This is a genomic window from Variovorax sp. 01T432, from assembly GCF_056398605.1.
This window is the reverse complement of sequence record NZ_JBFTPS010000012.1, coordinates 74,059-100,407: the sequence shown is the minus strand read 5'-3', so window position 1 is coordinate 100,407 and position 26,349 is coordinate 74,059. Positions and strand designations below refer to the sequence as shown.

At 66.5% G+C, this 26,349-nt stretch carries 27 protein-coding genes; 13 read left to right on the top strand and 14 right to left on the bottom strand.

Features of this window, described 5'->3' with window-relative positions:
- Positions 1-26: 26 nt before the first annotated feature.
- Genes ruvC through AC1DNF_RS12180 form a run of 3 tightly spaced genes read right to left on the bottom strand, consistent with a single transcriptional unit; the run spans position 27 to position 2,322 of the window.
- The gene (gene ruvC, locus AC1DNF_RS12190; RefSeq protein WP_478148854.1) at positions 27-575 is read right to left on the bottom strand and encodes a crossover junction endodeoxyribonuclease RuvC; all 549 of its coding nucleotides are present in this window, start codon (positions 573-575) and stop codon (positions 27-29) included.
- Between the two features lie 7 nt (positions 576-582).
- A complete protein-coding gene (locus AC1DNF_RS12185) occupies positions 583-1,650 on the bottom strand; it encodes a phosphatidate cytidylyltransferase (protein ID WP_478148853.1) in 1,068 nt (355 codons plus the stop codon).
- On the bottom strand, positions 1,651-2,322 hold the full coding sequence (locus AC1DNF_RS12180; RefSeq protein ID WP_478148852.1) for a lysophospholipid acyltransferase family protein: 672 nt from the start codon (positions 2,320-2,322) through the stop codon (positions 1,651-1,653).
- Between the two features lie 81 nt (positions 2,323-2,403).
- On the opposite strand from AC1DNF_RS12180, the gene AC1DNF_RS12175 reads away from it, so the two are divergent.
- Positions 2,404-3,069 carry a YceH family protein gene (locus AC1DNF_RS12175; protein ID WP_478148851.1) on the top strand — a complete coding sequence of 222 codons (666 nt, stop codon included), beginning with the start codon at positions 2,404-2,406 and terminating at the stop codon, positions 3,067-3,069.
- A gap of 77 nt (positions 3,070-3,146) precedes the next feature.
- Here AC1DNF_RS12175 and AC1DNF_RS12170 read toward each other — a convergent pair whose 3' ends face one another.
- The 7 genes from AC1DNF_RS12170 to AC1DNF_RS12140 form a co-directional block, all read right to left on the bottom strand.
- A complete protein-coding gene (locus AC1DNF_RS12170) occupies positions 3,147-3,503 on the bottom strand; it encodes an alpha/beta hydrolase (protein ID WP_478148850.1) in 357 nt (118 codons plus the stop codon).
- 117 nt (positions 3,504-3,620) lie between these two features.
- A complete protein-coding gene (locus AC1DNF_RS12165; RefSeq protein ID WP_478148849.1) occupies positions 3,621-3,959 on the bottom strand; it encodes a hypothetical protein in 339 nt (112 codons plus the stop codon).
- A gap of 110 nt (positions 3,960-4,069) precedes the next feature.
- Positions 4,070-4,819, bottom strand: a complete 750-nt coding sequence (locus AC1DNF_RS12160) for a transglycosylase domain-containing protein (protein ID WP_478148848.1) — start codon at positions 4,817-4,819, stop codon at positions 4,070-4,072.
- Positions 4,816-5,658: a shikimate dehydrogenase gene (gene aroE / locus AC1DNF_RS12155; protein WP_478148847.1), complete on the bottom strand. Its 843-nt coding sequence runs from the start codon at positions 5,656-5,658 to the stop codon at positions 4,816-4,818. The genes AC1DNF_RS12160 and aroE overlap by 4 nt, the downstream gene beginning before the upstream one ends.
- An 8-nt stretch (positions 5,659-5,666) precedes the next feature.
- Positions 5,667-6,530, bottom strand: coding sequence for an energy transducer TonB (locus AC1DNF_RS12150; RefSeq protein ID WP_478148846.1), 864 nt, complete (start codon positions 6,528-6,530; stop codon positions 5,667-5,669).
- Positions 6,527-8,593 (bottom strand): ribonuclease catalytic domain-containing protein, encoded by a 2,067-nt coding sequence (locus AC1DNF_RS12145; RefSeq protein ID WP_478148845.1) that lies wholly within the window; start codon positions 8,591-8,593, stop codon positions 6,527-6,529. Before AC1DNF_RS12145 ends, AC1DNF_RS12150 begins: the two co-directional genes overlap by 4 nt.
- A gap of 62 nt (positions 8,594-8,655) precedes the next feature.
- Positions 8,656-9,252 (bottom strand): YqiA/YcfP family alpha/beta fold hydrolase, encoded by a 597-nt coding sequence (locus tag AC1DNF_RS12140; protein ID WP_478148844.1) that lies wholly within the window; start codon positions 9,250-9,252, stop codon positions 8,656-8,658.
- Positions 9,253-9,362: 110 nt separating this feature from the next.
- Between AC1DNF_RS12140 and AC1DNF_RS12135 the strand changes: the two genes are divergently transcribed.
- The 5 genes from AC1DNF_RS12135 (at position 9,363) to AC1DNF_RS12115 (ending at position 16,000) form a co-directional block, all read left to right on the top strand.
- The gene (locus AC1DNF_RS12135) at positions 9,363-10,100 is read left to right on the top strand and encodes a LuxR C-terminal-related transcriptional regulator (RefSeq protein ID WP_478148843.1); all 738 of its coding nucleotides are present in this window, start codon (positions 9,363-9,365) and stop codon (positions 10,098-10,100) included.
- Positions 10,101-10,108: 8 nt separating this feature from the next.
- On the top strand, positions 10,109-11,944 hold the full coding sequence (locus tag AC1DNF_RS12130; RefSeq protein ID WP_478148842.1) for a sensor histidine kinase: 1,836 nt from the start codon (positions 10,109-10,111) through the stop codon (positions 11,942-11,944).
- Positions 11,945-11,976: 32 nt separating this feature from the next.
- Complete coding sequence (gene rodA / locus AC1DNF_RS12125; RefSeq protein ID WP_478148841.1) at positions 11,977-13,131, top strand: rod shape-determining protein RodA; 1,155 nt, start codon at positions 11,977-11,979, stop codon at positions 13,129-13,131.
- A gap of 81 nt (positions 13,132-13,212) precedes the next feature.
- Positions 13,213-14,673, top strand: a complete 1,461-nt coding sequence (gene tldD / locus AC1DNF_RS12120) for a metalloprotease TldD (RefSeq protein WP_478148840.1) — start codon at positions 13,213-13,215, stop codon at positions 14,671-14,673.
- A 211-nt stretch (positions 14,674-14,884) separates the two neighbouring features.
- Positions 14,885-16,000 (top strand): 3-deoxy-7-phosphoheptulonate synthase, encoded by a 1,116-nt coding sequence (locus tag AC1DNF_RS12115; protein WP_478148839.1) that lies wholly within the window; start codon positions 14,885-14,887, stop codon positions 15,998-16,000.
- 24 nt (positions 16,001-16,024) lie between these two features.
- Here the strand turns inward: AC1DNF_RS12115 and AC1DNF_RS12110 are convergent, their stop codons facing one another.
- Both AC1DNF_RS12110 and mpl read right to left on the bottom strand, forming a co-directional pair.
- The gene (locus AC1DNF_RS12110) at positions 16,025-16,534 is read right to left on the bottom strand and encodes a cupin domain-containing protein (RefSeq protein WP_478148838.1); all 510 of its coding nucleotides are present in this window, start codon (positions 16,532-16,534) and stop codon (positions 16,025-16,027) included.
- A 4-nt stretch (positions 16,535-16,538) separates the two neighbouring features.
- Positions 16,539-17,942, bottom strand: a complete 1,404-nt coding sequence (mpl, locus tag AC1DNF_RS12105; protein WP_478148837.1) for a UDP-N-acetylmuramate:L-alanyl-gamma-D-glutamyl-meso-diaminopimelate ligase — start codon at positions 17,940-17,942, stop codon at positions 16,539-16,541.
- A gap of 67 nt (positions 17,943-18,009) precedes the next feature.
- On the opposite strand from mpl, the gene AC1DNF_RS12100 reads away from it, so the two are divergent.
- The 7 genes from AC1DNF_RS12100 to AC1DNF_RS12070 all read left to right on the top strand — a co-directional run bounded on the left by AC1DNF_RS12100 (position 18,010) and on the right by AC1DNF_RS12070 (position 24,263).
- Positions 18,010-18,603 (top strand): hypothetical protein, encoded by a 594-nt coding sequence (locus tag AC1DNF_RS12100; protein ID WP_478148836.1) that lies wholly within the window; start codon positions 18,010-18,012, stop codon positions 18,601-18,603.
- Positions 18,600-19,136: a TlpA disulfide reductase family protein gene (locus AC1DNF_RS12095; protein WP_478148835.1), complete on the top strand. Its 537-nt coding sequence runs from the start codon at positions 18,600-18,602 to the stop codon at positions 19,134-19,136. Before AC1DNF_RS12100 ends, AC1DNF_RS12095 begins: the two co-directional genes overlap by 4 nt.
- 114 nt (positions 19,137-19,250) lie before the next feature.
- Positions 19,251-19,706 (top strand): acetyl-CoA carboxylase biotin carboxyl carrier protein, encoded by a 456-nt coding sequence (gene accB / locus AC1DNF_RS12090; protein WP_478148834.1) that lies wholly within the window; start codon positions 19,251-19,253, stop codon positions 19,704-19,706.
- 2 nt (positions 19,707-19,708) lie between these two features.
- The gene (gene accC / locus AC1DNF_RS12085) at positions 19,709-21,058 is read left to right on the top strand and encodes an acetyl-CoA carboxylase biotin carboxylase subunit (RefSeq protein ID WP_478148833.1); all 1,350 of its coding nucleotides are present in this window, start codon (positions 19,709-19,711) and stop codon (positions 21,056-21,058) included.
- Positions 21,059-21,072: 14 nt separating this feature from the next.
- Positions 21,073-21,954: a 50S ribosomal protein L11 methyltransferase gene (gene prmA, locus AC1DNF_RS12080; protein WP_478148832.1), complete on the top strand. Its 882-nt coding sequence runs from the start codon at positions 21,073-21,075 to the stop codon at positions 21,952-21,954.
- A gap of 72 nt (positions 21,955-22,026) precedes the next feature.
- On the top strand, positions 22,027-23,310 hold the full coding sequence (locus AC1DNF_RS12075; protein WP_478148831.1) for a zinc-ribbon and DUF3426 domain-containing protein: 1,284 nt from the start codon (positions 22,027-22,029) through the stop codon (positions 23,308-23,310).
- A gap of 50 nt (positions 23,311-23,360) precedes the next feature.
- Complete coding sequence (locus AC1DNF_RS12070) at positions 23,361-24,263, top strand: carbohydrate kinase family protein (protein ID WP_478148830.1); 903 nt, start codon at positions 23,361-23,363, stop codon at positions 24,261-24,263.
- A 69-nt stretch (positions 24,264-24,332) separates the two neighbouring features.
- Here AC1DNF_RS12070 and AC1DNF_RS12065 read toward each other — a convergent pair whose 3' ends face one another.
- Positions 24,333-24,797, bottom strand: coding sequence for a histone H1-like DNA-binding protein (locus tag AC1DNF_RS12065; protein ID WP_478148829.1), 465 nt, complete (start codon positions 24,795-24,797; stop codon positions 24,333-24,335).
- A gap of 195 nt (positions 24,798-24,992) precedes the next feature.
- Entirely contained in the window at positions 24,993-26,231 is a 1,239-nt protein-coding gene (locus AC1DNF_RS12060) for a ribonucleotide-diphosphate reductase subunit beta (protein WP_478148828.1), read from the bottom strand.
- Positions 26,232-26,349 lie beyond the last annotated feature (118 nt).

The window sequence follows — 26,349 nt, the reverse complement described above, 5'->3', positions numbered from 1 at the left end:
GCGGCGCGCGCAAGCCGCGGGGCGGGCTAGCGCGTTCGGCCTTGCCGATACATCCCGCTGGTACTCCGCCCAAGCACCGTGGCCTGCCCCAGGCGCGCCATCGACTGCCCCACATGCGCATGCGTGATCGCGATGCCCAGCGCATCGGCCGCATCGCTGCCGGGCACGCCCGGCAACTGCAGCAGGCGCTTGACCATCTCCTGCACCTGCGCCTTCGCGGCCCGCCCGTGACCCGCGACCGCCATCTTCATCTGCAGCGCCGTGTACTCGGCGACCGGAAGATGGTTCGTCACCAGCGCCGTGAGGCAGGCACCGCGTGCCTGTCCGAGCAGCAGGGTCGATTGCGGATTGACGTTGACGAACACGATCTCCACCGCCGCCGCGTCGGGCTTGTAGCGCTCGGCGATCTCGCCGATGCCGTCGAACAGCACCTTCAGCCGGCTCGGCAACTCGCCGCGCGCCAGGTGCTTGGTGCTGATGGTGCCGCTCGCGACATAGCGCAGCGCATGGCCCTCCATGTCGACCACGCCGAAGCCGGTGGTCTGGAGGCCGGGGTCGATGCCGAGAATGCGCATGAAGTGCCTAGACGCCGAAGTACCAGCGAACCGAATGGAAGAACACAGGGGCCGCGAAGCACAGGGCATCGACGCGGTCCAGCAGGCCGTTGGCGCCCGTCACGCCCACCCCGCGCCGGCCCCAGTTGGGAATGCCTCGATCGCGCTTGAGCGCCTTCATCACCAGGTGGCCCATCGAGCCCGCGACGCAGGCGATGAGCGACATGGCGAGCGCCTGCCCGAACTTGAAGGGCGTGATGAAGGAGAAGAGCACGCCCACCACGCTCGCGATGAGCACGCCGATGACCCAGCTCGTCCAGTTGAAGCTGCTGCTCACGTGGGGCGCGAAGGGCTCCTGGCGGAACAGCCGGCGGCCGATGGCCCGCAAGGGGCGGTCCGGGGGCTCGGGCGCCGCCGGCTCGTCGCCGGTCGGCATCGTGCCGCGCCGCGCAATCAGATGCTGCGCCAGCATGCAGCTCTGCACCACGATGACCAGGAAGAACACGAGGAAGGCGCTCTTGCCTTCATAGCCCGGAAAGGAAAGCAGCAGCAGCGCCGGCACATGGCTCATGCCGTAGACGCAGACCATGATCCCCCATTGCAGCTTGGCATTGCGTTCGAGAAACTGGCTCGGGTCGTCGGCCAGCGCGCTCACCACCGGGATCGCCAGGAAGGCGTAGACAGGAATGAACACCGTGAAGAGATCGAAGCGCGCCGTCGCCACCAGCCAGAACTGGACCGGCAGGACGACGAAGAAGGCGAGGATCAGGCTGCGGTGGTCGCCGCGCCGCGTCGGCGACAGCGTGATGAATTCGCGCAGCGCGAAGAAGGAGATCAGCGCGAACAGCACGGTGGCGACCGTCTCGCCCAGCGCCCAGCCGATCCAGAACACGAGGACCATGAACCAGGTGGTGCGCAGCAAGGCGCGGAAATGCGTCAGCTCGCGCTGCCAGGTCTGGTCGTGGACGGGGTTGCGGCGCTCCCTGAAGCTCAGCAGGAAGGCCGCCGTGCTCACGATCACGAGCACGCCGAACACGATCAGGAACAGGGCGGCGACCTGTTGCGTCGGCGTGAGACTGCGCAGGAACTGGTTCATCTACACGGACCGCAGTGCGATCACCGCCTCGCGCGCGCGATCGAGGAAGTGCCGCCGTTCCTCGCCGCGCTCCAGCAGGACCGGCGCGCCGAAGGTCACCGAGCAGAGGATGGGCACCGGCACGACTTCGCCCTTGGGCATGACGCGCTGGACGTTGTCGATCCAGGCGGGCACCAGCACCGCTTCCGGGAACATCTGCGCCAGCGTGTAGAGGCCCGACCTGAACTTCTGCGGCTCGCCCGTGTGGCCGCGCGTGCCCTCGGGGAAGATGATGATCGAGTCGCCGCTTCGCAGGGCGTCGATCAAGGGCTGGAGGGGGGCGAGCGCTTCGGGCGCATGCGGCGAGACGGGGACGGTCGGGGCGCCGGTCTCCGAGGGCACCGGCGCGGGGCTGCCGCCGCGCTCCACATAGATCGCGTTGAACACTTCGGTGGTGATCCAGCGCTTCCATGGGGTGCCCGCCCAGTAGTCCCGCGCGGCGATCGGCCGCGTGATGCTGCGCAGTTCCTCGGGCAATGCGGCCCAGATCATCACGAGGTCGATGTGGCTCTGGTGGTTGGCGAAGTAGATGCGCTGCTCGGCCTTGGGCGGACAGCCGTACCAGCGCGCTTGCGCGCCCGTGAGCAGCCGCACGAGGCCCAGCAGAATCCACCCCAGCAACTTCGCAAGCATGATGGCGCCGATCATACGGGTCGGCCCGACAATGCTTTGCGCAACCGTCCCAGCCGATCACCCCAGCCGAACCTGTCATCCATGTCCAGTCCGCTTCCCACGCTCTCGCTTCTCGAAACCCGCGTGCTCGGCGTCCTCGCCGAGAAACAGCGCACCGTTCCCGACAGCTATCCGCTCACGCTCAATGCGCTGCTGGCGGGATGCAACCAGAAGACGAGCCGCAATCCGATCCTGGAACTCTCGGATGCCGAGGTGCAGGCGGCCATCGACAGCCTCAAGGGCTACAGCCTGGTCTCGGAAACCAGCGGCGGCCGGGTCTTCCGCTACGCGCACAACATCGACGGCGTGCTGCGAATACCCTCGCAGTCGATCATCCTGCTGACCGTGCTGATGCTGCGCGGGCCGCAGACGGCCGGCGAGCTTCGCATCGCCTGCGAGCGCATGCACAACTTCGCCGACATTTCTTCGGTCGAGGGCTTTCTCGACGAGATGGCGGAGCGCCCGGCGGGCAGTCTGGTGATGAAGCTGGCACGCCTGCCCGGCGCGCGCGAAAGCCGCTGGGCACACCTGTTGAGCGGCACGCCGGCGGAGGATGCGCCCGCTCATGCGCCCGCTGGCGGGGCCGATGTGTCGCTGGGTGAAGTCGCGGCGCTGAAGGCCAATGTGGCGCGCCTCGAATCGGAGCTCGCGAGCCTCAGGCGTCTGGTCGCGCGAATCTGCTCGGACCTCGGCATCGCCGGCGAATGACAGCGCGACGGATCTGAGCGCCCAAGGAAGAAAACGGGCACCACGGCCCGTTCTTTCTGCGTGTCGCCGAAGTCGGCTTACTTGGCGGCTTGATGAGAGAAGGTCATCTTCGGCTGGCCATACGTGGCCGGCGGCTGGTCGCGATAGAAGGCGCGGCGGTCGAGGCTGGCCATCGGGTCATGCGCCTTGGCGACCGCTTCCGCCTGGACGGTGGACCGGCTTGCCGTGGAGTTGAAGCTTTGCGCGCCGGCACTGGCGCCGTCCGCATATTCGTTGCCGGCGCGAGCAGCGGCGGCGGCTTGCGGAGCCATCTGCGCGCGGGTGGCACCCGAGGTCATGGGATGCACCCCATCATAGGTTTCCGCTTGAGCGCCTGCGACGGCCAGGAGCGAGAAAGCGGCAGCGGCGAGGATCTTCGAGGTCGAGGCATTCATTTCGGTTTCCTTCACAAGGGTTGTCGGTGAAATGAAGTTTGGATCAAAAGTCGCACGCGCAATCACCGCAAAAGGAACCGCGGCGTTTGCAAGCTGGAAACAATCGAAGCAGGCCGACTAGTACTTGAGGGTCACGCCGGCCTTGACGCCATTGTTGGTCTTCCCATCCGATTGGACGCCCGCGGAGAAGGAGGTGCTGCCTCCGGAGCTCGCGCCGGCCGAGTACGTGCGCCGGGGCGCGGAGGTGTCGACACCTCCGTACGCGCCGGCGCCGTCGGGACGCTCGACGCCGACCGTCGCCCCGTTCGTATTGGCCGAGGTCTCGGTGGAGCTCAGGTTGGGAGTGACGTAGACCGTTCCCTTCTCGCTGCTGTCGACGGGGAGCTTGAGCGGTTGCGCGAGAGCCCCCACGCAGATGGCGGTCAAGCCCAGGAATGTCGCCAGGAATCTGTTCATCGTCGTCATTGTCGAGCCAATGGCTTGCCGGGCCTGTGGGTGTGCCGGTAGGGCGCGCGTAGGACCGCAGGAGAGACGCCCGCTGGCGGATTCCTCCGGCCGGCCTCGGCTCAGGGCAACTCGGCCGACGGCATGCGCGCCACGATCGTGGCGGACCGGTTCGCGAGGTAGGACGAGCCGAGCCGGCGCTCGAAGAACTTGGGGCTGGGCAGCATCACCGCCAGCCGCGCCGCTTCGAAGGCGCTCAGCCGCGAGGCGGGCTTCTTGAAGTAATGCTGCGCGGCCGCCTCGGCGCCGAAGACGCCTTCGCCCCATTCCACGTTGTTCAGGTAGATCTCCAGGATGCGCTGCTTGCTCAGCAGGACTTCGAGCGCGGTGGCCAGCACCAGCTCCTGGCCCTTGCGCAGCAGCGTACGCTCGCCCGAGAGCAGCAGGTTCTTCGCCAGCTGCTGGGTGATGGTCGAGCCGCCGCGCAGCTGGGCCGGGCGCGGTTCCCTGCCGCGGGCGCGCATCTGCGCGGCGCGCCTGGCGGCGATCTCCTCGGCCTTGGCATTGCGCTCGCGAGCGCGCTCGATCGCCTCCCACTCGACGCCCTGGTGGTAGACGAACTCGCTGTCCTCGCTGGCGATCACGGCACGCTTGAGCGAGTCCGAGATCTGCGCATAGGGCACCCAGCGCTGGCGCCATTCGCGCTCGCCGTTGGCGCGCCCGTTGCGCGAGATCTGCCACGCTTCGGAACGCTGGAAGGCAGTGGACTCGGGGTCGATCACCACCATGGCCGCGAGGCGCGCGATGAAGAAGAGTTGGAGCGCGAGGCCCGCGACCAGCAGGCACAGCAGCCAGCGAAGAATGGCTTTCACCGGGCGTCGACGATGGCGCGCAATTCTTCCAGCACCTGGGCCGTCGGCGGCCGCACGCCGCGCCAGATGGCGAAGGCCTCGGCGGCCTGTTCGACCAGCATGCCGAGGCCGTCGCGGGGCACGGCGCCGTTGTCGCGCGCCCAGTTCATGAAGCCGGCGGCGGCCGGGCCGTACATCATGTCGACGGCCAGTGCGCCCGGCTTGAGTACGCTCGCGCTGACCGGCACGTCTCCGCCCGCCAGGCTCGAGGCGGTGGCGTTCACCGCGACGTCGAAGCGCCCGGGCACCGCATCGAGCGGCTGCGCCTCGAGCGCGGCGTGGTGCTGCAATGCCAGCGCCGCATGGCGCCGGACCAGCGAGATCGCCTTGCCCAGCGTGCGGTTGGCGACCACCACGCGGCGTGGCCCGGCCTCCAGCAGTGGACCGAGGACGCCGGCGGATCCACCGCCCGCGCCGAGCAGCAGCAGATCGCGCCCCGCGAGTGCGACGCCGGCGTGCAGCGTGATGTCGCTGACGAGCCCGATGCCGTCGCTGTTGTCGCCGTGGATGCCGTCATCGCGAAAGCTCAGCACGTTGACGGCTTGCGCCAGCGCGGCGCGCGGGCTGAGATGATTCGCCAGCGCGGCGGCGTCGAACTTGAAAGGCACGGTGACGTTGCAGCCGCGCGCGGTGCCCGCACGCTCGGCACGGAAGGCCGCGACCGCCTCGGCAAAGCCGCCGAGCGGCGCGAGTCGGCGGCCGTAGTCCAGCGTCTGGCCGGTGAGCGCGGCGAAGCGGGCATGGATCCAGGGCGAGCGGCTGTGCTCGACCGGATTCCCCATCACACAGTAGAGGTCCATGGCCGTGCCTATTGCTTTGACGAGACCTGGGCCTGCGTCTCGAGCGTCTCGTCGCGGGTGAACTTGAAGCGCGAGGGCAGCACGATCTGGTCGGTCTGCTTGCGCATGGCGTCGGTGAACTTGCCGAAGTTGCCGATGCTGCGCACGATCGCCTGCGCGCGGCGATCGAGCGTGCGGTCGCCCGAGCTTTCGGCGATATCGGTGCCGAGGATGGAGCCATCGAAGTTGACGGTCACCATCATCGTGAGCTCGCCGTAGAGCTTCTTGCCCGCGATCTCGGGAAAGTTCTGGGTGCCGCGCATCTCGATGCGCCGGCGCAGCGCGTCGACATAGGCCGCGTACGCGGCTTCGCGGGTGGCCGGGCTGAGGTAGCGCTTCTTGGGCCGCGCGTTTTCCTCGTTCACCCGGCGTTCGATCTCCGCCAGCAGTTCGACGAGCTGGCGGCGCTTTTCCTCGCGCGCGGCGTTTTCGCTCGGCGTGCCCTGGTTGCGCGGGTCGGGCATCGGCATCGAGGCGAGCTGTTGCTTGATCTGCGCGAGCATCAGCATCTGCTGCGCCTGCATGGATTCGACCTGGCGCTGGGCATCTTCCATCGAGTCGCCGACCGCCGTGAAGGCGGAGGGCGGCAGCGGGCTGGTGGCGCGTCCCTTGTCGAGATCGCCGCCGCCGGCGAGCGAGGCCTGCGCGATGGCCTTGGCCTTCTCGGGCCGTTCGTTGGTCCTGGCGTTGACGAGGATGACCTCGAGCGGGGTCTCCTGGAAGACGCGGTTGAAGGATTCGGGGTCGACGAAGCGCACCCCGAGCAAGGCGGCGTGCGCGAGGACCGACAGGCCGAGGGCGATCTGCAGGGTGCTCAGGTCACGCAGGTTCATGCGGGGGCGTTCTCCGTGGTTCCCGCCTCGCTGTCTGCGAGGTCGACGGCAATGGCGATCGGGCCGGCGACTTCCTCGTCGTCCTCCGCGGTCTCCTCCTCGGCACCGGCTTCGCTCGGCGCGGCGTCCAGGCGCTCGATGACCGTGCCGTGCACGTCGAGCGCGATCTCGTCGACCTCGCCGAGCTTCACGCGCACGCGCGCGCCGCGAGGAAGGCCCTGTGTGCCCGTCACCTGGAAGACGAGGGGCAGCGTGTCGGCACGCGCCAGCGCGCCGTTGGGCACTTCCTTGATCAGCGTCGCATCGAGTTCGGTGATGCCTTGCTGCTGCAGGTACTTGAGCGTCCAGAAGCGTTCCATGCCGCCCTGGTGCGCGTTGTAGGTGGCGTAGGCCGCATCGAAGCCGGAGAGGATGGAGAACAGGTCGGCGTCCTTCGGCTTGAAGGGCGCGGCGAGCGCGGCCGTCTTGCCATGGCGCGCGGCCGCGATGATCTGCCACTGGTTCACCAGGTCGGTGTAGCGGCGCAGCGGCGAGGTGCTCCAGGCGTAGCTCTTCACGCCCAGGCCCGCATGCGGCAGGGCACGGGTCCCCATGCGGACCTTGATGCCCGGCGCGAGGCTGGCCTGGCTGCGGTAGAGGCCGGGAACGCCGAGCTCCCCGAGCCAGCCGCCCCAGCTGCTGTTGGCCAGGATCATCGCCTCGGAGACGATCAGGTCGAGCGGCGCGCCGCGCTGGCGGGTGCTGATCTGGACCTGCTCGGTGCCGGTGGGCTCGCCCACCGTGTCGAGCAGGCGGAAGTTGTAGTCGGGCCGGTTGAAGTTCTCGGGCTTGCCGCGCACCACTTCGCGCTGGGCCTTCAGATGCCTGGCGAGTCGGAACAGGAAGGACAGCGGTTCGCGCACGCGCGCGGCCGTCTCGGGGGTGTTTTCGCTGGTGACCGACGCGTCTTCGAGCCAGTTCTGGGTGATGACGGTGTCGAGTTGGTCATGCCGCAGGTTGGCGACGATCGGCACGCGTTCCAGCCGGGTCTCGGTTCCTCGCAGCTCGAGGCTTGCTTCGTCGAAGGTCGCGTAGAGAGAAACGGCGGGGCAATCGCGCCCCTCCTGCAGGGTGTAGGCCTCGACCACGTCGTCGGGCAGCATCGTGATCTTGTGGCCCGGCATGTAGACGGTCGACATGCGCGAGCGCGCCACCTGGTCGATGGCGCTGCCCGGCACCAGTGCCAGACCCGGCGCCGCGATGTGGACGCCGACGACGACGCTGCCGCTTCCCAGGCCCTGGACCGACAGCGCATCGTCGATTTCGGTGGTTTGCGAGTCGTCGATCGAAAAGGCCTGCACGCCGCTGGCGACCGGCAGATCGTCGGCGATGGCGGGGGCGCTGAGCGCCGGGAAGGCGGTGCCCTTGGGGAAGTTCTCGAACAGGAAGCGGTGCCAGTGGAACTGGTAGGAGGATTCGATGGCGCCCGCGCTCTTGAGCAGTTCGAGCGGGGGCCGCTGGGTGGCGCGGGAGGCCTCCACCACCGCCCGGTATTCGGGGGCGTTCTTGTCGGGACGGAACAGGATCTTGAAGAGCTGCTCGCGCACGGGGGCCGGACACTCGCCGGCGGCCAGCTGCGCGGACCATTCGCCGATCTGCGCCTGCACCGCCTTCTTTTTCTCGATCGCGGCCAGCGCCTGCTGCACGATCTCGGCCGGCGCCTTCTTGAAGCGGCCCTTGCCGGCGCGTCGGAAGTAGTGCGGCGCCTCGAACAGGGCGAACAGGGCCGCGGCCTGCTGGGCCAGCGGCGGATGGGCCTGGAAATAGTCGGCGGCCAGGTCGCCGAAGCTGAATTCGCCCTCGGGCGCGAATTCCCAGGCGAGGTCGAGGTCCATGGTCGCGGCAAGGGCGCGCGCCTGCGCGATCAACTCGGCCGGGGCCGGTTTTTCGAAGCGCAGGACGATGCTGGCGGCCTTGACCTTGACCCGCTTGCCGGTCTCGAGCTCCACCTGCGCCGAGGCCTCGGCCTCCGACAGGACGCGGCCGCCGAGGTACTTGCCGGCTTCTTCGAACAATACAAACATGGCGCGGATTGTCCCATGCGCTGCGGCGCGTGCCGGCTCCCGGGCTGCTTTGTCCGGCCGGGTCAGACCAGGTCGAGGAAGCCGAGCACGTCGTCCAGGTGCTGCTGCTCGAAGTCGCTCAGCCCGTGGTCGCCGCCGTCGATCAGCTTGATGCGGCTGCCGGGATAGCGGGCGGACATCTCGCGCCAGTCCAGCACTTCGTCGCCCTTGGCGATGACGGCGAAGACACGCTCGGGCCGCGTCAGCGGGCCGGCGTCGAGGGTGCGCAGCTCATCGATGTACTCGCGCCGGAAGTAGAAGTGCTCGGCCGGGTCGTGCCACGCGGTCTGGTCGCCGATATGGCGCGCCAGGTCGCGGGCCGGATGCACGGCGGGATTGAGAAGCACGGCGCGGCAGTGGGTCGTGCCGGCGAGCCAGGTGGCATAGAAGCCGCCGAGCGACGAGCCCACCACGGCCATCGAATGGCGCGGCCAATCGGCAACGCCCCGTATCAGCAGATCGATGGCTTCGCGCGGGGAGGGTGGAAGCTGGGGGCACCACCATTGCACGTCGGGATGTTGCAGCGCGACGCGGCGCGCCATCTGGCGGGCCTTCGCCGACTGGGGGGAGGAGCGGAAGCCGTGCAGGTAGAGGAGGTGGGTCGTGGGAGACAGGCTCATGCCTTGAATTGGACACGACGCCGGGGGGTGGTGTGCAGCTCTTGCGGCATCCCATGAACCCGGTAGGACCCGAATGTTTCGTCCGGCCCCCTGCCTATATGCTCTTCGTTATGCAGCAAAACGAAGTCCCGGACGCAGATGGCGCCGCCCCCTGGGGTGTGGTGGTGGTCGAGGACGATGGCCCGACGCGGGCCTTTTTCGAGGACAGCGTCCGGCGGTGTGGCCGCTTGCGGTGGCTGGCCAGCCTGGGGACGGTGGGCGAGGCGCTGGACTGGCTGGGCCGCACCGAGGAGGCGCCGGACGTGCTGCTGGTCGATCTCGGGCTGCCCGACGGCAGCGGGTTACGGGTGATCCGCGAGGCTATTGCGCGCCATCCGCGCTGCGAGCCCCTCGTGATCTCGGTGTTCGGCGACGAGGAAAACGTGCTCGCGAGCATCGAAGCCGGCGCGGTCGGCTATATCCACAAGGACGACGCGCCCGAAAGCATCGCCAAGACCATTCTCGACATGAAGGCCGGCGGCTCGCCGATCTCGCCCATGGTCGCGCGCCGCGTGCTGAGCAAGTACCGCAGCCTTCAGGAGGAAAGCCGGCCTGCCGAAGCGGCCCCGGCGGTGCCCGTTGCCGCGCCGGTGGTGCCGGGCCGCGCACTGCTGTCGAAGCGCGAGCAGGATGTGCTGGCGCTGATCGCGCGCGGCTTTTCCTACGCCGAGATCGCGCGGCTCCACGCCCTGAGCGTCCACACCGTGCAGACGCACATCAAGAACCTCTACGGCAAGCTGGCGGTGCATTCCAAGAACGAGGCAGTCTTCGAGGCCATGCGCCTGGGCCTGCTGCGCCACCCCGGTTGAACGGTGCCATGCAGGCCTGGCCGCGCAGGGGCGCCCGGTGGGGTCTGGCGCTGGCGCTGTGGTGGGCCATGGCGTGCGCGTTCGCGGGCCCGGATCTGCTGGAGCTCGAAAGCGGGACGGTGACCACCACCGTGGGCGGTGTCACGCAGGTTCGGCCGCTGCGTCTGCCCTACCACTGGGATCGGCAGCAGGCGGGGCAACCCGGAGTCGCGAGTTTCGACCTGCCTTTCTCGCTCGAAGCTTCGCCCGAAGTGCCCTGGGGCATCTACATGGCACGCGTCGGGACGTCCTTCGAGGTCCGGCTCAACGGCGAACTGCTCCGGGCCGAGGGGAGCCTGCTGCGCAGCGATGGCGGCGACTACGCCAAGGCGCCCCGCTTCGTCCCGGTACCGGCCACGCTGCTGCGCCGCGGCAAGAACCAGTTGCAGGTGCGCATTCGCGCCGATACGGGCCGCCGCGCCGGGCTGTCGACACTGGTGATGGGGCCGGCGGACGACGTACGGGGCGAGCTGTTCACGAGCGCCTATGCCTGGCGCTTCACGGGCTCGGTACTGCTGGCGGCCTTCAGCCTGGTGGTCGGGCTGACCGCGTTCGCGCTCTGGCTCACCCAGCTCGATACCAGCGCGGTGGGAGGGGTGCGCCGGGAGGGCGTGTACCTCTGGGCGGCGCTGGCCGAGTTCTGCTGGGCCTTGCGCGTGGGGGATGGCGCGATCCCCAACCCGCCCCTGCCCTGGATCGCCTGGGGCATGCTGATGACCGCCTGCTATTCCGGCTGGGCCGCCTCGGCCATGCTGTTCTGCCATCACGTGGCCGGATGCCATCGCCAACCCAGCCTGCGCTGGATGAAGGCGGCCATGGCGGTGATGTTTCTCGGCTCGGTGGTCGTGACCTGGGTGTCGCTCGCCCGCGCCGAACCCCGGTGGCTGACCACTTGGCTGGCGCTTGAAATCGTGGGTATCGCCCTTTATATCGCGGGCTTCGTGGTGGCGACGGTGCGGCGGCCGAGCAAGGCGCGGGTGCTGCTGTCCACCGTCGCGGTGCTCACCGTGCTCGTCGGGCTGCGCGACTGGCTGGTCATCCGCTTGAGCGACTCCTATGGCGATACCACGTGGATCCGCTACATCTCGGTGTTCTTCGGCATCGCGCTGCTCACGATCCTGGTCACGCGCTTTCGCGCCGCGAGCGAACAGGCGCGCGACCTGCTTGCGACGCTTTCGGCCAGGGTGGCCGACCGGGAGCGCGAACTCGCCGCCACGTATGCGCAGCTCGAGCAAGCCGCGCGCGAGCAGGCGACCATGCTCGAACGCCAGCGGATCCTGCGCGACATGCACGACGGCGTGGGGACGCACATCAGCGCGGCCATTCGGCAATTGCAGTCGGGGCAGTCCCGGCCGGACGAATTGCTGCGCACCTTGCGCGATTCGCTCGATCAGTTGAAGCTCTCGATCGATTCGATCCAGTTCCCTCCCGGCGACGTCGGCGCGCTGCTGGCGGCGCTGCGCTACCGGCTCGCGCCGCGCTTCGCGGCCTCGGGCCTCGAATTGCAGTGGGCGGTCGACGAACTGGCGCCGGTGGAGCGGCTCGATGCCCAGGCCATGCGCCAACTGCAGTTCCTGCTGTTCGAGGCGATCTCCAACGTGCTGCAGCACGCACAGGCGACGGTGCTGCGAATCGAGGCGGGGATGGCGGGGCCTTCCGTGCGGCTCAGCGTGGTCGACAACGGCCGAGGCTACGACGGCCTGCACGCGCCGCGTGCTCTGCAGGAGCGTGCGCGCGCCATCGGCGCGGCGCTCGCGCTCGAAAGTCGACCCGGGCGCACGGTCGTTCGGCTCGATCTGGATTGAAGGGTACTCCGGGGCGCGGATAATCCGCCGCCATGTCGGCTGTCTTTCACCAACCCTCGCTCGCAAGGCGCATTTGGCCCGCGTTCAAGGGCTTCGACGGCTTCCTCGCGCTGGCCGTGCTCCTTCTGTGCGTCGCCGGAATGCTGACGATGTATTCCTCGGGCTACGACCACGGCTCGCGCTTCATCGACCATGGCCGCAACATGCTGCTGGCGGTCTTCATCATGTTCCTGGTCGCGCAGGTGCCGCCGCAGCGCCTCATGGTCTTTGCGGTGCCGCTCTACGTCATCGGCGTGTCGCTGCTGGTCGCGGTGGTGTTCTTCGGCATCACGAAGAAGGGCGCCCAGCGCTGGATCAACGTCGGCGTGGTGATCCAGCCGAGTGAAATCCTGAAGATCGCGATGCCGCTGATGCTTGCCTGGTGGTTCCAGCGGCGCGAGGGGCAGTTGCGGCCGCTCGATTTCCTGGTCGCGACGGTGCTTCTGGTCGTGCCGATCGGCCTGATCATGAAGCAGCCGGACCTCGGCACCGCGCTGCTGGTGCTCGCGGCCGGCATGTCGGTGATCTTCTTCGCCGGGCTGTCGTGGAAGCTCATCGTGCCGCCGGTGCTGATCGGCATGGTCGCGGTGGCGCTGATCGTGGGCTTCGAATCCAGGCTGTGCGCCGACGGCGTCGATTGGCGGGTGCTGCACGACTATCAGAAGCAGCGCATCTGCACGCTGCTCGATCCGACCAAGGACCCGCTGGGCAAGGGTTTCCACATCATCCAGGGGATGATCGCCATCGGTTCCGGCGGCGTCGGCGGAAAGGGCTTCATGCAGGGGACGCAAACGCACCTGGAATTCATCCCGGAGCGCACCACCGACTTCATCTTCGCGGCCTATTCGGAGGAGTTCGGGCTGGTGGGCAACCTGTCGCTGATCGCCGCCTTCATCTTCCTGATCTTCCGCGGACTGGCCATCGCGCTGGACGCGCCGACGCTGTTCTCGCGCCTGCTGGCGGGTGCGATGACGATGATCTTCTTCACCTACGCCTTCGTGAACATGGGCATGGTGAGCGGCATCCTGCCGGTGGTCGGCGTGCCGCTGCCCTTCATCAGCTACGGCGGGACCGCGATGGTGACGCTGGGGCTCGGGCTGGGCATCCTGATGTCGATCGCGCGCGCCAAGCGCCTGATGCAGACCTGACGCCGCCGGCAGCCCTCGCGCGGGGAAAGGCGAAGCGACCCGCGCTGCGCGCGGGCGGGGGGCGAGCCCTAGAATGCCCTCATGATTTCCCGCGAACCCACCATCGAGCGCCTCGCCACGGCGCAGCAGCTCCTGCTCACGCCATTCGGTCTCGACGAGTCGCACCTGTCGCGCGCGCTCGCCGAGATCACCGCGCACAAGGTGGACGACGCCGATCTCTATTTCCAGTACACACGCAGCGAGGGCTGGAGCCTGGAAGAGGGCATCGTCAAGACCGGCAGCTTCAGCATCGACCAGGGCGTCGGCGTGCGGGCGGTGAGCGGCGAGAAGACTGCCTTCGCCTATTCGGACGATATTTCAGAGGCCTCTTTGCTCGACGCGGCGCGCACGGTGCGGACCATCTCGGCCGCGGGTCGCACGGGCCGTGTGAAGACCCCCGCGCGCAAGGTCGCTGGCAGCCGGTCGCTCTACGGCGGCGTCGACCCGATCTCGACGCTCGACAGCCAGGCCAAGGTCGACCTGCTCGGCAAGGTCGAAAAGCTGGCGCGTTCCCGCGATCCGCGCGTCGCGCAGGTCATGGCCGGCCTCGCGAGCGAGTACGACGTGGTGCTGGTCGCGCGCGCGGACGGCACGCTGGCCGCCGATGTGCGGCCGCTGGTGCGCCTGTCCGTCACGGTGATCGCCGAGCAGAATGGCCGCCGGGAGGTGGGCTCGGGCGGCGGTGGTGGGCGCTTCGGGCTTGCCTACTTCGATGACGAGCACATCGCCCTATACGTCGACCAGGCCGTCAAGGCGGCGCTCACGAATCTGGATTCGCGCCCCGCACCGGCGGGCGAAATGACCGTCGTCCTGGGCCCGGGCTGGCCCGGCATCCTCCTGCACGAGGCCATCGGCCACGGGCTCGAAGGCGACTTCAACCGCAAGGGATCGAGCGCCTTTTCGGGCCGCATTGGCGAACGCGTCGCGGCCAAGGGCGTGACGGTACTGGACGACGGCACGATCGCCGATCGCCGCGGCTCGCTCAATGTCGACGACGAAGGCCATGCGACCCAGCGCAACGTGCTGATCGAGGACGGCATCCTCAAGGGCTACATCCAGGATTCGCTCAATGCGCGCCTGATGAAGGTCAAGCCCACCGGCAACGGCCGGCGCGAAAGCTATGCCCATGTGCCGATGCCGCGCATGACGAACACCTACATGCTGGGCGGCAAGCACGAGCCGGAAGAGATCGTCGCCAGTATCAAGAAGGGCCTCTACGCCACCAATTTCGGCGGCGGACAGGTTGATATCACGAGCGGCAAGTTCGTGTTCTCCGCCAGCGAAGCCTACTGGGTGGAGAACGGCAAGATCCAGTACCCGGTGAAGGGCGCGACGCTGGTCGGCAACGGTCCGGATGCGCTCACGCGCGTGAAGATGATCGGCAACGACATGGCGCTCGATTCGGGCGTCGGCACCTGCGGCAAGGAAGGCCAGAGCGTGCCGGTCGGTGTCGGTCAGCCCACGCTGCGCATTGACGGGCTCACTGTCGGCGGCACGGCCTGATGGCCTCCCGTAACAACCCTTTCGCAATCGCTGTGCTACATTGCGCCCCTATGTCCCTGCGCGCAGTGTTCTTTTTTTCGTACTTCTGGTTCCCGGTATCCGGCGGACGAGAGGCGAGCGCGTAAGACAAACGAACCCCCTCCCAAAACCGCCGGTGCCCCAAGCCCCGGCGGTTTTTTTATGCCTTGAAGAATTCAATAAGGATTGAGCGATGAGCACGAACACTGCCCCGGCCAGCGACACCTGGTATGCGAACGTCGAAAAGACCAGCCGAACCGACGACGAACGCATCAAGGACATCACAGTGCTCCCCCCTCCCGAACACCTCATTCGCTTCTTCCCCATCCGCGGTACACCGGTCGAGTCGCTGATCACCGATACGCGCCGTGCGATCCACAAGATCATGGCAGGCAAGGACGACAGGCTCCTGGTCGTGATGGGGCCGTGCTCCATCCACGATCCGGCCGCTGCTCTCGACTACGCCCGTCGCCTGAAGGTCGAGCGCGACAAGTACGCCGGCACGCTGGAGATCGTGATGCGCGTCTACTTCGAAAAGCCGCGCACCACGGTGGGCTGGAAGGGGCTGATCAACGACCCGTACCTGGACGAGAGCTACCGCATCGATGAAGGCTTGCGGATCGCGCGCCAGTTGCTGATCGACATCAACCGGCTGGGTCTGCCGGCGGGCAGCGAGTTCCTCGACGTGATCTCGCCGCAGTACATCGGCGACCTGATCGCGTGGGGCGCGATCGGTGCCCGCACCACAGAAAGCCAGGTGCACCGGGAACTGGCCTCGGGGCTGTCGGCGCCGATCGGCTTCAAGAACGGCACCGACGGCAACATCCGCATCGCCACGGACGCCATCCAGGCCGCGGCGCGCGGCCACCACTTCCTCTCGGTCCACAAGAACGGCCAGGTCGCCATCGTGCAGACCAACGGCAATCGGGACTGCCACGTGATCCTGCGCGGTGGCAAGGCGCCCAACTACGACGCGGCCAGCGTCGCGGCGGCCTGCAAGGACCTCGAAGCCGCCAAGCTGCCGCCGACGCTGATGGTCGACTGCAGCCACGCGAACAGCAGCAAGCAGCACCAGAAGCAGATCGATGTGGCAAAGGACATCGCCGCGCAGATCTCCGGCGGCAGTCGCAGCATCTTCGGCGTGATGGTCGAAAGCAACCTGCACGCCGGCGCGCAGAAGTTCACCCCCGGCAAGGACAAGATCGCAGGCCTCGAATACGGCAAGAGCATCACCGACGCCTGCCTCGGGTGGGACGATTCGCAGGGCGTGCTGGAGGTGCTGTCGCACGCCGTGAAGCAGCGGCGCTGATCATTTGCCGCGGCCGAGGTCCTGTCAGATCAGCGCGGCCAGTGCCGGCCAGTGATGCCGCACCAGCGCTGCCTCGTCGCCGTCCGGGGACATGAACGAGAAATCGTCGAAGTCGAACCCGGGGCCCACGGTGCAGCTCACGAGCGTGAAGTCCAGGTCGGCCGGCGTGTCGTGGCCAATGATGGGGCGCGCGGCCTGCCATTGGCCGGCCGCAACGGTGTGCTGCGGCCGGGTGCCGTGCGTATCGACAGGGCCCAGCCGCAGGTGGGCCGGCGGGGTGCGCAGCGCGGCATCGCTGGTCCAGAGCGCGAGCGGGGCGCCTTCGAGGTAGATCCACACTTCATCGGACAGCACCCGATGCCAGCGCGAATGCTGGTGGGCCTCCAGCAGGAAGTAGATGGTCGTGAGTGCCTGCCGGGCCTCGCGCCCGTCGGCGGGCATGACCTGCGCGGCCGAACGGAAGATCTCGCGGAACCACCCGCCCTCCGGATGGGGCTGGAGATTCAGGGTCTCGATGAGTTGCCGCGCGCGCATGGACTCATTCTCGCGCCTGCAGGGCGGAAAGGAGCTTGTCGTGAATGCCGCCGAAGCCGCCGTTGCTCATGCAGACGATGTGGTCGCCGGCCCGGGCCGCGACGACGATCTGTTCCACCAGCGCTTCGATCGAGCCGCTGACCTTCGCCCGAGTACCCATCGGCGCGAGGGCGGCGGCGGCGTCCCAGTCCAGTCCGCCACTGTGGCAGAACGAGAGATTGGCCGATTCGAGGCTCCAGGGAAGCTGCGCGGCCATGGTGCCGAGCTTCATGGTGTTGCTGCGGGGTTCGAAGGCTGCGAGGATGCGCTCACTCTTCCTGCCGCTGGCGTCAATCTTGTCGCGAAGGCCATCAAGTGTGGTGCGGATCGCCGTCGGATGATGGGCGAAGTCGTCGTAGACGGTGATCGATCCGTCCCCGCGCCGGATGGTGCCGCGCAGTTCCATCCGGCGCCGCACGTTGCGGAAGCTTGCGAGTGCCGCTGCCGCATCGGCCGGCGCAACGCCCACATGCTCGGCCGCCGCGATGGCGGCGAGCGCATTCATCTGATTGTGCAGCCCGGAAAGCTGCCAATCGACGTGGCCGACTGGCTCTGCGTTGTGCAGCACGTCGAAGGCATCGTGCGACCCCCGTGCCTGCCATTGTCCCCCGGCGCCGAAGCGAACGAGTTCGCTCCAGCAGCCCTGCGCGAGCACGCGTCGCAGACTGTCTTCGGTCGCGTTGACCACGATCCGGCCGCTGCCCGGCACCGTGCGGACAAGGTGGTGGAATTGCCGCTCGATCGCCGCCAGGTCATCGAAGATGTCGGCGTGGTCGAACTCGAGGTTGTTCAGGACCGCCGTTCTCGGGCGGTAGTGGACGAACTTGCTGCGCTTGTCGAAGAAGGCCGTGTCGTATTCGTCGGCCTCGATGACGAAGGGCGTCGAGGCGCTCTTCCCAAGCCTCGCGGAAACACCGAAGTCGAGCGGTACGCCGCCCACGAGGAACCCGGGCGCGAGGCCGGCGCGTTCCAGCACCCATGCCAGCATCGAGGTGGTGGTCGTCTTGCCGTGCGTGCCCGCCACGGCCAACACATGCCGGCCCTGGAGCACGTGTTCGGCCAGCCATTGCGGGCCGCTCGTATAGATCGCACCGGCGTCCAGGATGGCCTCCATCAAGGGAAACTTGGGCGTGCCGTCGCTCAGCCGGGCGCGTGAAACGACGTTGCCGACCACGTAGACGTCAGGCTTCAGGGCCAACTGGTCAGCGCCGAAGCCCTCGATCAGATCGATGCCGAGGGCCCGGAGCTGGTCGCTCATGGGCGGATAGACACCGGCATCGCAGCCGGTCACCCGGTGGCCGGCTTCGCGCGCCAGGGCGGCAACGCCGCCCATGAAGGTGCCGCAGATGCCGAGAATATGAATGTGCATCAGGCAATTCTAGGGATGCGCGCTGCGTGGACTTCTGCCGCCGCCTTACTCCGGGCAAAATGGCCCGATGGACATGTCCAAGCAGGAAATCGCCGCTTCTGCGGCCCGCCTCGTCGTCGAGGAAGGGCTGGAGTACGGCCCGGCGAAGCGCCGCGCGGTGCGCGACCTGGGCCTGCCTGCGCGCACCCCGTTGCCGAACAATGACGAGGTCGAAGCCGAAGTACGGGACTATATCCAGCTCTATTGCGCCGACACCCAGCCGAAAGAGCTCCATGCCTTGCGCCTGCTGGCGCTGGACTGGATGGAGCGAATGGCGCAGTTCCGCCCGCATGTGGGCGGCGCCGTGTGGCACGGCACGGCCACCCGGCTCTCGGATATCTATATCCAGCTGTTCTGCGACGATTCGAAGTCGGCCGAGATTGCGCTCATCGATCACCATGTGGACTACGAGCCGCGCATGGTCACCGGCTTTCACGGCGAACAGGTCGAGGCATTGAGCGTGCATGCGGCAAGCAGGGCGCTCGGAGAGGAAATCGGCGTGCACCTGCTGGTCTACGACCTGGATGATCTGCGCGGGGCGCTCAAGCCCGACGCCCAAGGTCGAGTGCCAAGGGGAAACCTGGCGGCACTCCGCCGATTGATAGAAAAGGACAGTGGATGACCTCCAAGCCAACGCGTCGAGCCTGGCTTTTCGGTGGCGTGGCGGCGGTCGCGGCAATTGCCGGGATCGGCGGCGGCGCCCTCTGGCAGCGCCGAGCGACGACAGGCGCTTCACAGCCCCTGGGCGGCGAGTTCTGGGGCCATCGCTTCGAACGCCCGGAGGGCGGGGAGATCGCCCTCGAGAACCTTCGTGGCAAACCGATACTGCTCAATTTCTGGGCGACGTGGTGTCCGCCTTGTGTGGAAGAAATGCCGATGATCGATGCCTTCTTCCGGGAAAATGCCGCTAACGGATGGCAAGTCGTTGGTTTGGCGATCGACCAGCCCAGCGCGGTCAGGAAGTTCCTGGCCCGGACGCCGGTCAGCTATCCCATCGGCCTGGCGGGACTGGACGGGACGGAACTCATCAAGCAATTGGGTAACTCCGCGGGCGGTCTTCCCTTCAGCCTTTTCGTGGACGCGGCAGGCGGTGTTGCGGCGCGTAAGATGGGCAAGCTCGAGCCGGGCGATCTCCAAACATGGCGACGGGCATAGTTCACGGCTAGAATCCAGCCCCACTCATCTGGTACTTGGCGTTGAAACGCCGAAATAAACCGATTTTCAGGCGAGTTACATTCTAATAACCGGCAAAGCCGGCGCTGGAGTCCCATGGATCTACGCAAGCTCAAGACACTGATCGACTTGGTGTCTGAATCCAATATTTCCGAACTGGAAATCACCGAAACCGAGGGCAAGGTCCGCATCGTCAAGGGTGGTATCGCCGCGCCCGTGCAATATGTGCAAACCGTGGCGGCCCCCGCAGCGGGTGCGCCCCCGGCAATCACCGCGGCCAGCCCCGCGGCTGCGCCGGCCGAGGCCGCCGCGCCCGCCGGCCATGCGATCAAGTCGCCGATGGTCGGCACTTTCTACCGTTCTTCCAGCCCTGGCGCTCCGGCATTCGTCGAGATCGGCAGCCAGGTCAAGGAAGGCGACACCGTCTGCATCATCGAGGCGATGAAGATCCTCAACGAAATCGAGGCCGACAAGGCCGGCACCGTGACCCAGATCCTCAGCGAGAACGGGCAGGCGGTCGAATACGGCCAGCCGCTGTTCATCATTGAGTGACCATGTTCAAGAAGATACTGGTTGCCAACCGCGGTGAGATTGCTTTAAGAATCCAGCGCGCCTGCAGCGAACTCGGCATCAAGGCCGTGATGGTGTATTCCGAGGCCGACCGCGACGCGAAATACGTCAAGCTCGCGCAGGAGGCGGTGTGCATCGGCCCCGCGCCATCCGCGCTGAGCTATCTGAACATGCCGGCGATCATTTCGGCGGCCGAAGTGACGGACTCGGAAGCCATCCACCCAGGCTATGGCTTTCTGAGCGAGAACGCCAATTTCGCCGAGCGTGTGGAGCAGAGCGGATTCCAGTTCATCGGCCCTTCGCCCGAATCGATCCGGATCATGGGCGACAAGGTGTCGGCCAAGCAGGCGATGATCAAGGCTGGCGTTCCCTGCGTGCCCGGCTCCGAAGGCGAACTGTCCGACGACGCCAACACCAACAAGCGCATTGCCCGGGCGATCGGCTATCCGGTCATCATCAAGGCGGCGGGCGGTGGCGGCGGACGCGGCATGCGCGTCGTGCACACAGAGGCGGCGCTGGTCAATGCGATCCAGATGACCAAGGCGGAGGCCGGTGCGGCTTTCAACAATCCGGCCGTCTACATGGAGAAGTTTCTCCAGAACCCGCGCCACATCGAGATCCAGATTCTTGCCGACAAGCACAAGAACGCGGTCTACCTCGGCGAGCGCGACTGTTCGATGCAGCGGCGCCACCAGAAGGTGATCGAGGAATCACCGGCACCGGGCATTCCGCGCAAGCTCATCGAAAAGATCGGCGAGCGCTGCACGGCGGCCTGCAAGAAGATCGGCTACCGAGGCGCCGGCACCTTCGAATTTCTCTACGAGAACGGCGAGTTCTATTTCATCGAGATGAACACCCGCGTGCAGGTGGAGCATCCGGTGACGGAGTTCACGACGGGCATCGACATCGTGAAGATGCAGATCATGGTGGCGGCGGGCGAGAAGCTGCCTTTCACGCAGCGCCAGATCGAGATGCGCGGCCATGCGATCGAGTGCCGGATCAACGCCGAGGACCCGTACAAGTTCACGCCTTCGCCGGGCCGCATCACGATGTGGCATCCGCCGGGTGGTCCGGGAGTGCGCGTGGATTCCCACGTCTACACCAACTACTTCGTACCGCCGAACTACGACTCGATGATCGGCAAGATCATCGTTCACGGAGACACGCGCGATCAGGCGCTGGCGCGCATGCGCACGGCGCTCAACGAGACGGTGATCGAAGGCATTCAGACCAACATCGCCCTCCATCGGGAGCTGATGGTCGACGCCAAGTTCATGAGCGGTGGCACGAACATCCACTACCTCGAAGAGTGGCTGCTGGCGCACAAGCGCTGAGCTCGAAGCTGGCCGTGTTCGAACTCCGCCTGCTCGTTCCGGAAGACCGTGTCGAGACCGTCAGCGACGCGCTTGACGCCTTGGATGCGTTGAGCGTCTCCGTCGAGGATGCAGATGCCCAGACCGACGCCGAGCAGGCCCTGTTCGGCGAACCGGGCATGCCACCGCCCAAGGAGGGATGGCAGCGCTCGCGGGTGATTGCGCTGTTCGCGACCGAGTCACTGGCCCGGGAGGCGGCATCGGTGCTCGCCGCGCAGGACTTCTTCGAAGGTTGCGAGCTGCTGGGTTTGGCCGACGTACCGGAACAGGACTGGGTACGGCTGACCCAATCCCAGTTCGCTCCGGTCGAGATCACGCCCGAATTCTGGATCGTGCCCACCTGGCACGAGCCGCCCGCACAGGCCCGCCGGGTGATCCGGCTGGATCCGGGCCTGGCCTTCGGCACGGGCACGCACCCCACGACGCGCATGTGCCTGCGCTGGCTCGCCTCGCGCGGAGACCTTGGCGCCAAGCGTGTGCTGGACTATGGGTGCGGCTCCGGCATCCTGGCGATCGCCGCGGCGAAATTCGGCGCGCGGGACATCGACGCGGTCGACATCGACGAGGCCGCTGTGGAGTCGACGCGGCTCAATGCCGAGGCCAATGGCGTGCAATTGAACGCAGGCCTGCCCGAAGAGGCGAAGGGGCGTTACGACATCGTGCTCGCCAACATTCTCGCCACGCCGCTCAAGGTGCTGGCGCCCTTGCTGTGTGACTACGTGGCGCCGGGCGGTGCTCTGGTGCTGGCCGGCATCCTCGAGCGGCAGGCCGACGAGCTGAAGCTCGCCTATGCGCCGTACGCGGCACTGCAGGTGAGCGATAGCGAGGACGGCTGGATTCTCATGACGAAGGCTTGACTCGACTCGAGCTGAGCGAAGTGCGTGCAGCCTTGGGGTGGCGCGCAACATGAACCCTACAATCGGCGGCTCATGAGTCTGGCCACCCGCTGTCCTGCCTGCGCCACCACCTTCAAGGTGGTGAAGGACCAGCTTCGTATCTCTGATGGATGGGTGCGTTGCGGCCGGTGCAGCGAAGTGTTCGACGCGACCGTCGAATTGCATGAGGCGCCCGATGGGCCCCAGGCGCTCGCCACAGCCGCATCCTCGCCGCTGCCCGGTGGCGCCCCGGGCGTGCCAGATGATCGCGACCCACCGGTCGAAGCCGCCGCGCAGCCGCCGGTCGACATCACGATGCCGGAAGCACCCGAGGCGGCGGACAGCGGGCCAGGCGAGCTTTCGGAAACCGACTTCCTCGACGACGAGCCGGAGACGCCGCCACCCTTCTCACCGAAAGTCGAGCCTGGCACCGTCGCCCATCCAACCGACCTGCCGCCCCTCGGCGGAGTCATGAGCGACGAGCCGTGGCTCGACAGCGAATCCATGCTGCTGACGCAGGAGAGTGGGCGCGCCGCCGTGCGGCCACCGCCGCCGCCGCCGCTCGCCTTTCCGGACCTCGATCTGAATCTGCCGTCCGCGCGTCCTGGCGGCGAGGCCGCGCTTTCGGTGGTCGGCGAAGACACAGGCCATGCGCAGCTGCAGAAAGCCTTGCGCCGTGCACGCGTCAAGTCCGCCAAGATCGCCCGGTCCAAGGCCCGCAGTGAGAAGGCGCGGGAGACCGCGTCGGCCCCGCTGGTCCTTGCAGCCAGCGAGCTGGAGCCATCGCTGGACGCGGGCTTTCGGGCGCCGCGATGGTCCAGCACCGCGGTGGAAGCGCCGGGCTTCTGGCAACGCGCGGCCGTGCGGCGTTCCTTCTGGGTGTTGGCCGTCGTTGCCGCCCTGCTTCTGGCGGCCCAGGTGCTGCGCCAGGAGCGTGACCTCATCGCTGCACGGCAACCCGTTCTGCGCCCGGTGCTCGAGGCGCTCTGCGGCCTGACTCGCTGCCAGGTGTCCGCACTGCGCCAGATCAGCGACATCACGATCGACGGAGCGTCGTTTGCGCGCGAGAAGAGCGGTGTCGACGCCTATCGTCTCAGCTTCACTTTGCGCAATGCAGCCACCGTGCCGCTCGCAATGCCCGCGGTCGAGCTTTCATTGCTCGACATGCAGGAGCGCGCCGTGGTGCGACGCGTTCTGATGCCCTCCGAGTTCGGTGCGCCCTTGGTCCTGCCGGCGCGCGCCGAGCGCAGCGCATCGCTGCCGCTCGTGCTCACCGGCCCCGAGGCGGCGCTGATGCCTCCTGTCGCGGGCTATCGCGTGGTGGCGTTCTACCCCTGAGCGGGTGCGTCATCTTTTCTTCTTTTCTCCAACCAACCAGTGGCTTATCCATGGCAGCAGTGATTTGCGGTTCCCTCGCGTTCGACACCATCATGACTTTCGAGGGCCGGTTCGCCGACCAAATCCTTCCTGATCAGTTGCACATCCTCAACGTCTCCTTTCTCGTGCCCGGCCTGCGGCGCGATTTCGGCGGCTGCGCAGGCAACATTGCCTACAGCCTCAATGCGCTCGGCGGCACCGCGCTGCCGATGGCGACAGTCGGCAGCGACGGCGGCGACTACCTGGAGCGGCTTCGCACGCTGGGCATCAGTACGGAGTTCGTCAAGCAGGTGGACGACAGCTTCACCGCTCAGGCGATGATCATGAACGACCGCGACAACAACCAGATCACGGCATTCCATCCGGGCGCGATGCAGCAGGCGCACATCACGCGCGTTGCTGCGCGCGAGGATGTCCGGCTCGGCATCGTGGCGCCCGATGGGCGGGAGGCGATGCTGCAGCACGCCGAGCAATTCAAGGCTGCCGGCATCCCGTTCGTGTTCGATCCGGGCCAGGGCCTGCCGATGTTCGACGGCAAGGAGCTCTCGCATTTCGTCGAACTGGCGAGTTGGGTCGTGGTCAACGACTATGAAGGAAAGATGCTTTCACAGCGCACCGGGTGGAGCCTCGCAGAGATCTCGAAACGCGTGCGCGGTCTGGTGGTGACTCTCGCCGCCGAGGGCTGCGAGATCTGGATCGAAGGGAATCGCGAGCATGTGCCGGGAGTGACGCCGACGGCCGTGGTCGAGCCTACGGGTTGCGGCGATGCCTGGCGCGGTGCGCTCTTGTTCGGTCTCGAGCAGGGCTGGCCGCTCGCGCGCTGCGCTGAATTGGGCAATCGCATCGGCGCCCTCAAGATCGCGCAACGCGGTCCGCAGAACTACCAGGTGGACCTGAAGGTGCTGGGTCTCTGAGCCGCCCGGCATAAAAAAAGCCCAGCACCTTTCGGTACTGGGCTTTCGCCTTGAGGCCGTCTGAACGACTCAGGGCTTGCTGGCCGTAGGGAACGGCCAGGCTGCCTGGGGGTTCAGCGTCGTTTGCGCTGCGGGGGCTGCAGCAGCAGGCGCAGGCGCTACGGCAGCCTTGGCGGGCGCTTTCGCAGCCTTCTTGGCAGCGGGCTTCTTCGCTGCTTTCTTGGCGGCAGGCTTCTTGGCTGCAGCCTTCTTTGCAGGCGCCTTCTTGGCAGGAGCCTTCTTTGCAGCGGCCTTCTTTGCCGGTGCCTTCTTGGCAGGGGCCTTCTTCGCCGGTGCCTTCTTCGCTACGACCTTCTTTGCAGGCGCCTTCTTTGCAGCGGCCTTCTTCGCCGGTGCCTTCTTGGCGACTACCTTCTTGGCGGGAGCCTTCTTCGCTACGACCTTCTTGGCCGGCGCCTTCTTGGCGACGACCTTCTTTGCCGGAGCCTTCTTTGCAGCGGCTTTCTTAGCCGGCGCTTTCTTTGCAGTTGCCATTTCTATTTCTCCTTGATCAAGTTGAAAAAATCAACCTTTTGAAGCACTCCACGCGTGTTGGTAGCGTGAAGCGATTCATGGTGTTGGACCAACTCCAGCACCATGAACACCTGTGCCCCTACCGATGCCGCACTCTTCGGTGCATGTCGTCGGCGAGAGCTATTCTTGAATTCATTTGTTCTTATCGGAAAAGATTCAATCCCAGGAGAGCGCACCACCCGACTGGTACTCGATCACGCGGGTCTCGAAGAAGTTGCGCTCCTTCTTCAGGTCAATCATTTCGCTCATCCAGGGGAACGGGTTTTCTTCGTTCGGGAAGAGCGTTTCCAGGCCGATCTGCTGTGCGCGGCGGTTGGCGATGTAGCGCAGGTAGCCCTTGAACATGGAGGCATTCATGCCGAGCACGCCGCGCGGCATGGTGTCTTCGGCGTACTTGTATTCGAGCTCGACGGCCTTCAGGAAGAGGGCCTTGATCTCCGCCTTGAACTCGGTCGTCCAGAGGTGCGGGTTCTCGAGCTTCAGCTGGTTGATCAGGTCGATGCCGAAATTGCAGTGCATCGATTCGTCGCGCAGGATGTATTGATACTGCTCGGCGGCGCCGGTCATCTTGTTCTGGCGGCCCAGTGCGAGGATCTGAGTGAAGCCGACGTAGAAGAAGAGGCCCTCCATCAGGCAGGCGAAGACGATCAGCGACTTGAGCAGGGTCTGGTCGTTCTCGTGCGTGCCGGTATGGAAGTGCGGGTCGCTGATGGCTTCGATGAAGGGGATCAGGAACTGGTCCTTCTCGCGGATCGAAGCCACTTCGTTGTAGGCGTTGAAGATCTCGCTCTCGTCCAGGCCGAGCGACTCGACGATGTACTGGTAGGCGTGCGTGTGGATGGCCTCCTCGAAGGCCTGACGCAGCAGGAACTGACGGCATTCGGGCGCCGTGATGTGGCGATAGGTGCCCAGCACGATGTTGTTGGCGGCCAGCGAATCGGCGGTCACGAAGAAACCGAGGTTGCGCTTGACGATGCGGCGCTCGTCCTCGGTCAGGCCGTTCGGGTCTTTCCAGAGCGCGATATCGCGCGTCATGTTCACTTCCTGCGGCATCCAATGATTGGCGCAGGTGGCAAGGTACTTTTCCCAGGCCCACTTGTACTTGAAAGGCACCAGCTGGTTGACGTCGGTCTGACCGTTGATGATGCGCTTGTCGGCCGCGTTGACGCGGCGGGCCGCGGGAATCGCGGCGACGGCGGCCGCCATGGACGCCATCGAAGCTTGAGGTGCGCGCACCGTGGCGCCGTCATCGAGCGTGCGAACCGCTGGAGCAAATTGCGAAGTCGGGAGTTCCGACGCGCGCTCGACTTGCGAGCCGCTGTTCGATGTGTGCCGCAATCCTTGTTGCAGATCCTTTGGCAAGGAGGGCTTGACTTCTTCGTCCCAGGTCAACATAGAAAAATCCAATGCTCAAATTATGTGAGCAACGAAGTGAGTTGCAAAGTGCTCGTCACATCGCGCTCCAATTATGTTGTCGTTATGTTGCTCTCATGCATCGCAATTTGTCAGGCGA

What these genes read in the sequence shown, in the direction of transcription:
- ruvC (WP_478148854.1), bottom strand. Translation starts at nt 575, where the DNA reads ATGCGCATTCTCGGCATCGACCCCGGCCTCCAGACCACCGGCTTCGGC.
- AC1DNF_RS12185 (WP_478148853.1), bottom strand. Translation starts at nt 1,650, where the DNA reads ATGAACCAGTTCCTGCGCAGTCTCACGCCGACGCAACAGGTCGCCGCC.
- AC1DNF_RS12180 (WP_478148852.1), bottom strand. Translation starts at nt 2,322, where the DNA reads ATGCTTGCGAAGTTGCTGGGGTGGATTCTGCTGGGCCTCGTGCGGCTG.
- AC1DNF_RS12175 (WP_478148851.1), top strand. Translation starts at nt 2,404, where the DNA reads ATGTCCAGTCCGCTTCCCACGCTCTCGCTTCTCGAAACCCGCGTGCTC.
- AC1DNF_RS12170 (WP_478148850.1), bottom strand. Translation starts at nt 3,503, where the DNA reads ATGAATGCCTCGACCTCGAAGATCCTCGCCGCTGCCGCTTTCTCGCTC.
- AC1DNF_RS12165 (WP_478148849.1), bottom strand. Translation starts at nt 3,959, where the DNA reads ATGAACAGATTCCTGGCGACATTCCTGGGCTTGACCGCCATCTGCGTG.
- aroE (WP_478148847.1), bottom strand. Translation starts at nt 5,658, where the DNA reads ATGGACCTCTACTGTGTGATGGGGAATCCGGTCGAGCACAGCCGCTCG.
- AC1DNF_RS12150 (WP_478148846.1), bottom strand. Translation starts at nt 6,530, where the DNA reads ATGAACCTGCGTGACCTGAGCACCCTGCAGATCGCCCTCGGCCTGTCG.
- AC1DNF_RS12145 (WP_478148845.1), bottom strand. Translation starts at nt 8,593, where the DNA reads ATGTTTGTATTGTTCGAAGAAGCCGGCAAGTACCTCGGCGGCCGCGTC.
- AC1DNF_RS12140 (WP_478148844.1), bottom strand. Translation starts at nt 9,252, where the DNA reads ATGAGCCTGTCTCCCACGACCCACCTCCTCTACCTGCACGGCTTCCGC.
- AC1DNF_RS12135 (WP_478148843.1), top strand. Translation starts at nt 9,363, where the DNA reads ATGCAGCAAAACGAAGTCCCGGACGCAGATGGCGCCGCCCCCTGGGGT.
- AC1DNF_RS12130 (WP_478148842.1), top strand. Translation starts at nt 10,109, where the DNA reads ATGCAGGCCTGGCCGCGCAGGGGCGCCCGGTGGGGTCTGGCGCTGGCG.
- rodA (WP_478148841.1), top strand. Translation starts at nt 11,977, where the DNA reads ATGTCGGCTGTCTTTCACCAACCCTCGCTCGCAAGGCGCATTTGGCCC.
- tldD (WP_478148840.1), top strand. Translation starts at nt 13,213, where the DNA reads ATGATTTCCCGCGAACCCACCATCGAGCGCCTCGCCACGGCGCAGCAG.
- AC1DNF_RS12115 (WP_478148839.1), top strand. Translation starts at nt 14,885, where the DNA reads ATGAGCACGAACACTGCCCCGGCCAGCGACACCTGGTATGCGAACGTC.
- AC1DNF_RS12110 (WP_478148838.1), bottom strand. Translation starts at nt 16,534, where the DNA reads ATGCGCGCGCGGCAACTCATCGAGACCCTGAATCTCCAGCCCCATCCG.
- mpl (WP_478148837.1), bottom strand. Translation starts at nt 17,942, where the DNA reads ATGCACATTCATATTCTCGGCATCTGCGGCACCTTCATGGGCGGCGTT.
- AC1DNF_RS12100 (WP_478148836.1), top strand. Translation starts at nt 18,010, where the DNA reads ATGGACATGTCCAAGCAGGAAATCGCCGCTTCTGCGGCCCGCCTCGTC.
- AC1DNF_RS12095 (WP_478148835.1), top strand. Translation starts at nt 18,600, where the DNA reads ATGACCTCCAAGCCAACGCGTCGAGCCTGGCTTTTCGGTGGCGTGGCG.
- accB (WP_478148834.1), top strand. Translation starts at nt 19,251, where the DNA reads ATGGATCTACGCAAGCTCAAGACACTGATCGACTTGGTGTCTGAATCC.
- accC (WP_478148833.1), top strand. Translation starts at nt 19,709, where the DNA reads ATGTTCAAGAAGATACTGGTTGCCAACCGCGGTGAGATTGCTTTAAGA.
- AC1DNF_RS12075 (WP_478148831.1), top strand. Translation starts at nt 22,027, where the DNA reads ATGAGTCTGGCCACCCGCTGTCCTGCCTGCGCCACCACCTTCAAGGTG.
- AC1DNF_RS12070 (WP_478148830.1), top strand. Translation starts at nt 23,361, where the DNA reads ATGGCAGCAGTGATTTGCGGTTCCCTCGCGTTCGACACCATCATGACT.
- AC1DNF_RS12065 (WP_478148829.1), bottom strand. Translation starts at nt 24,797, where the DNA reads ATGGCAACTGCAAAGAAAGCGCCGGCTAAGAAAGCCGCTGCAAAGAAG.
- AC1DNF_RS12060 (WP_478148828.1), bottom strand. Translation starts at nt 26,231, where the DNA reads ATGTTGACCTGGGACGAAGAAGTCAAGCCCTCCTTGCCAAAGGATCTG.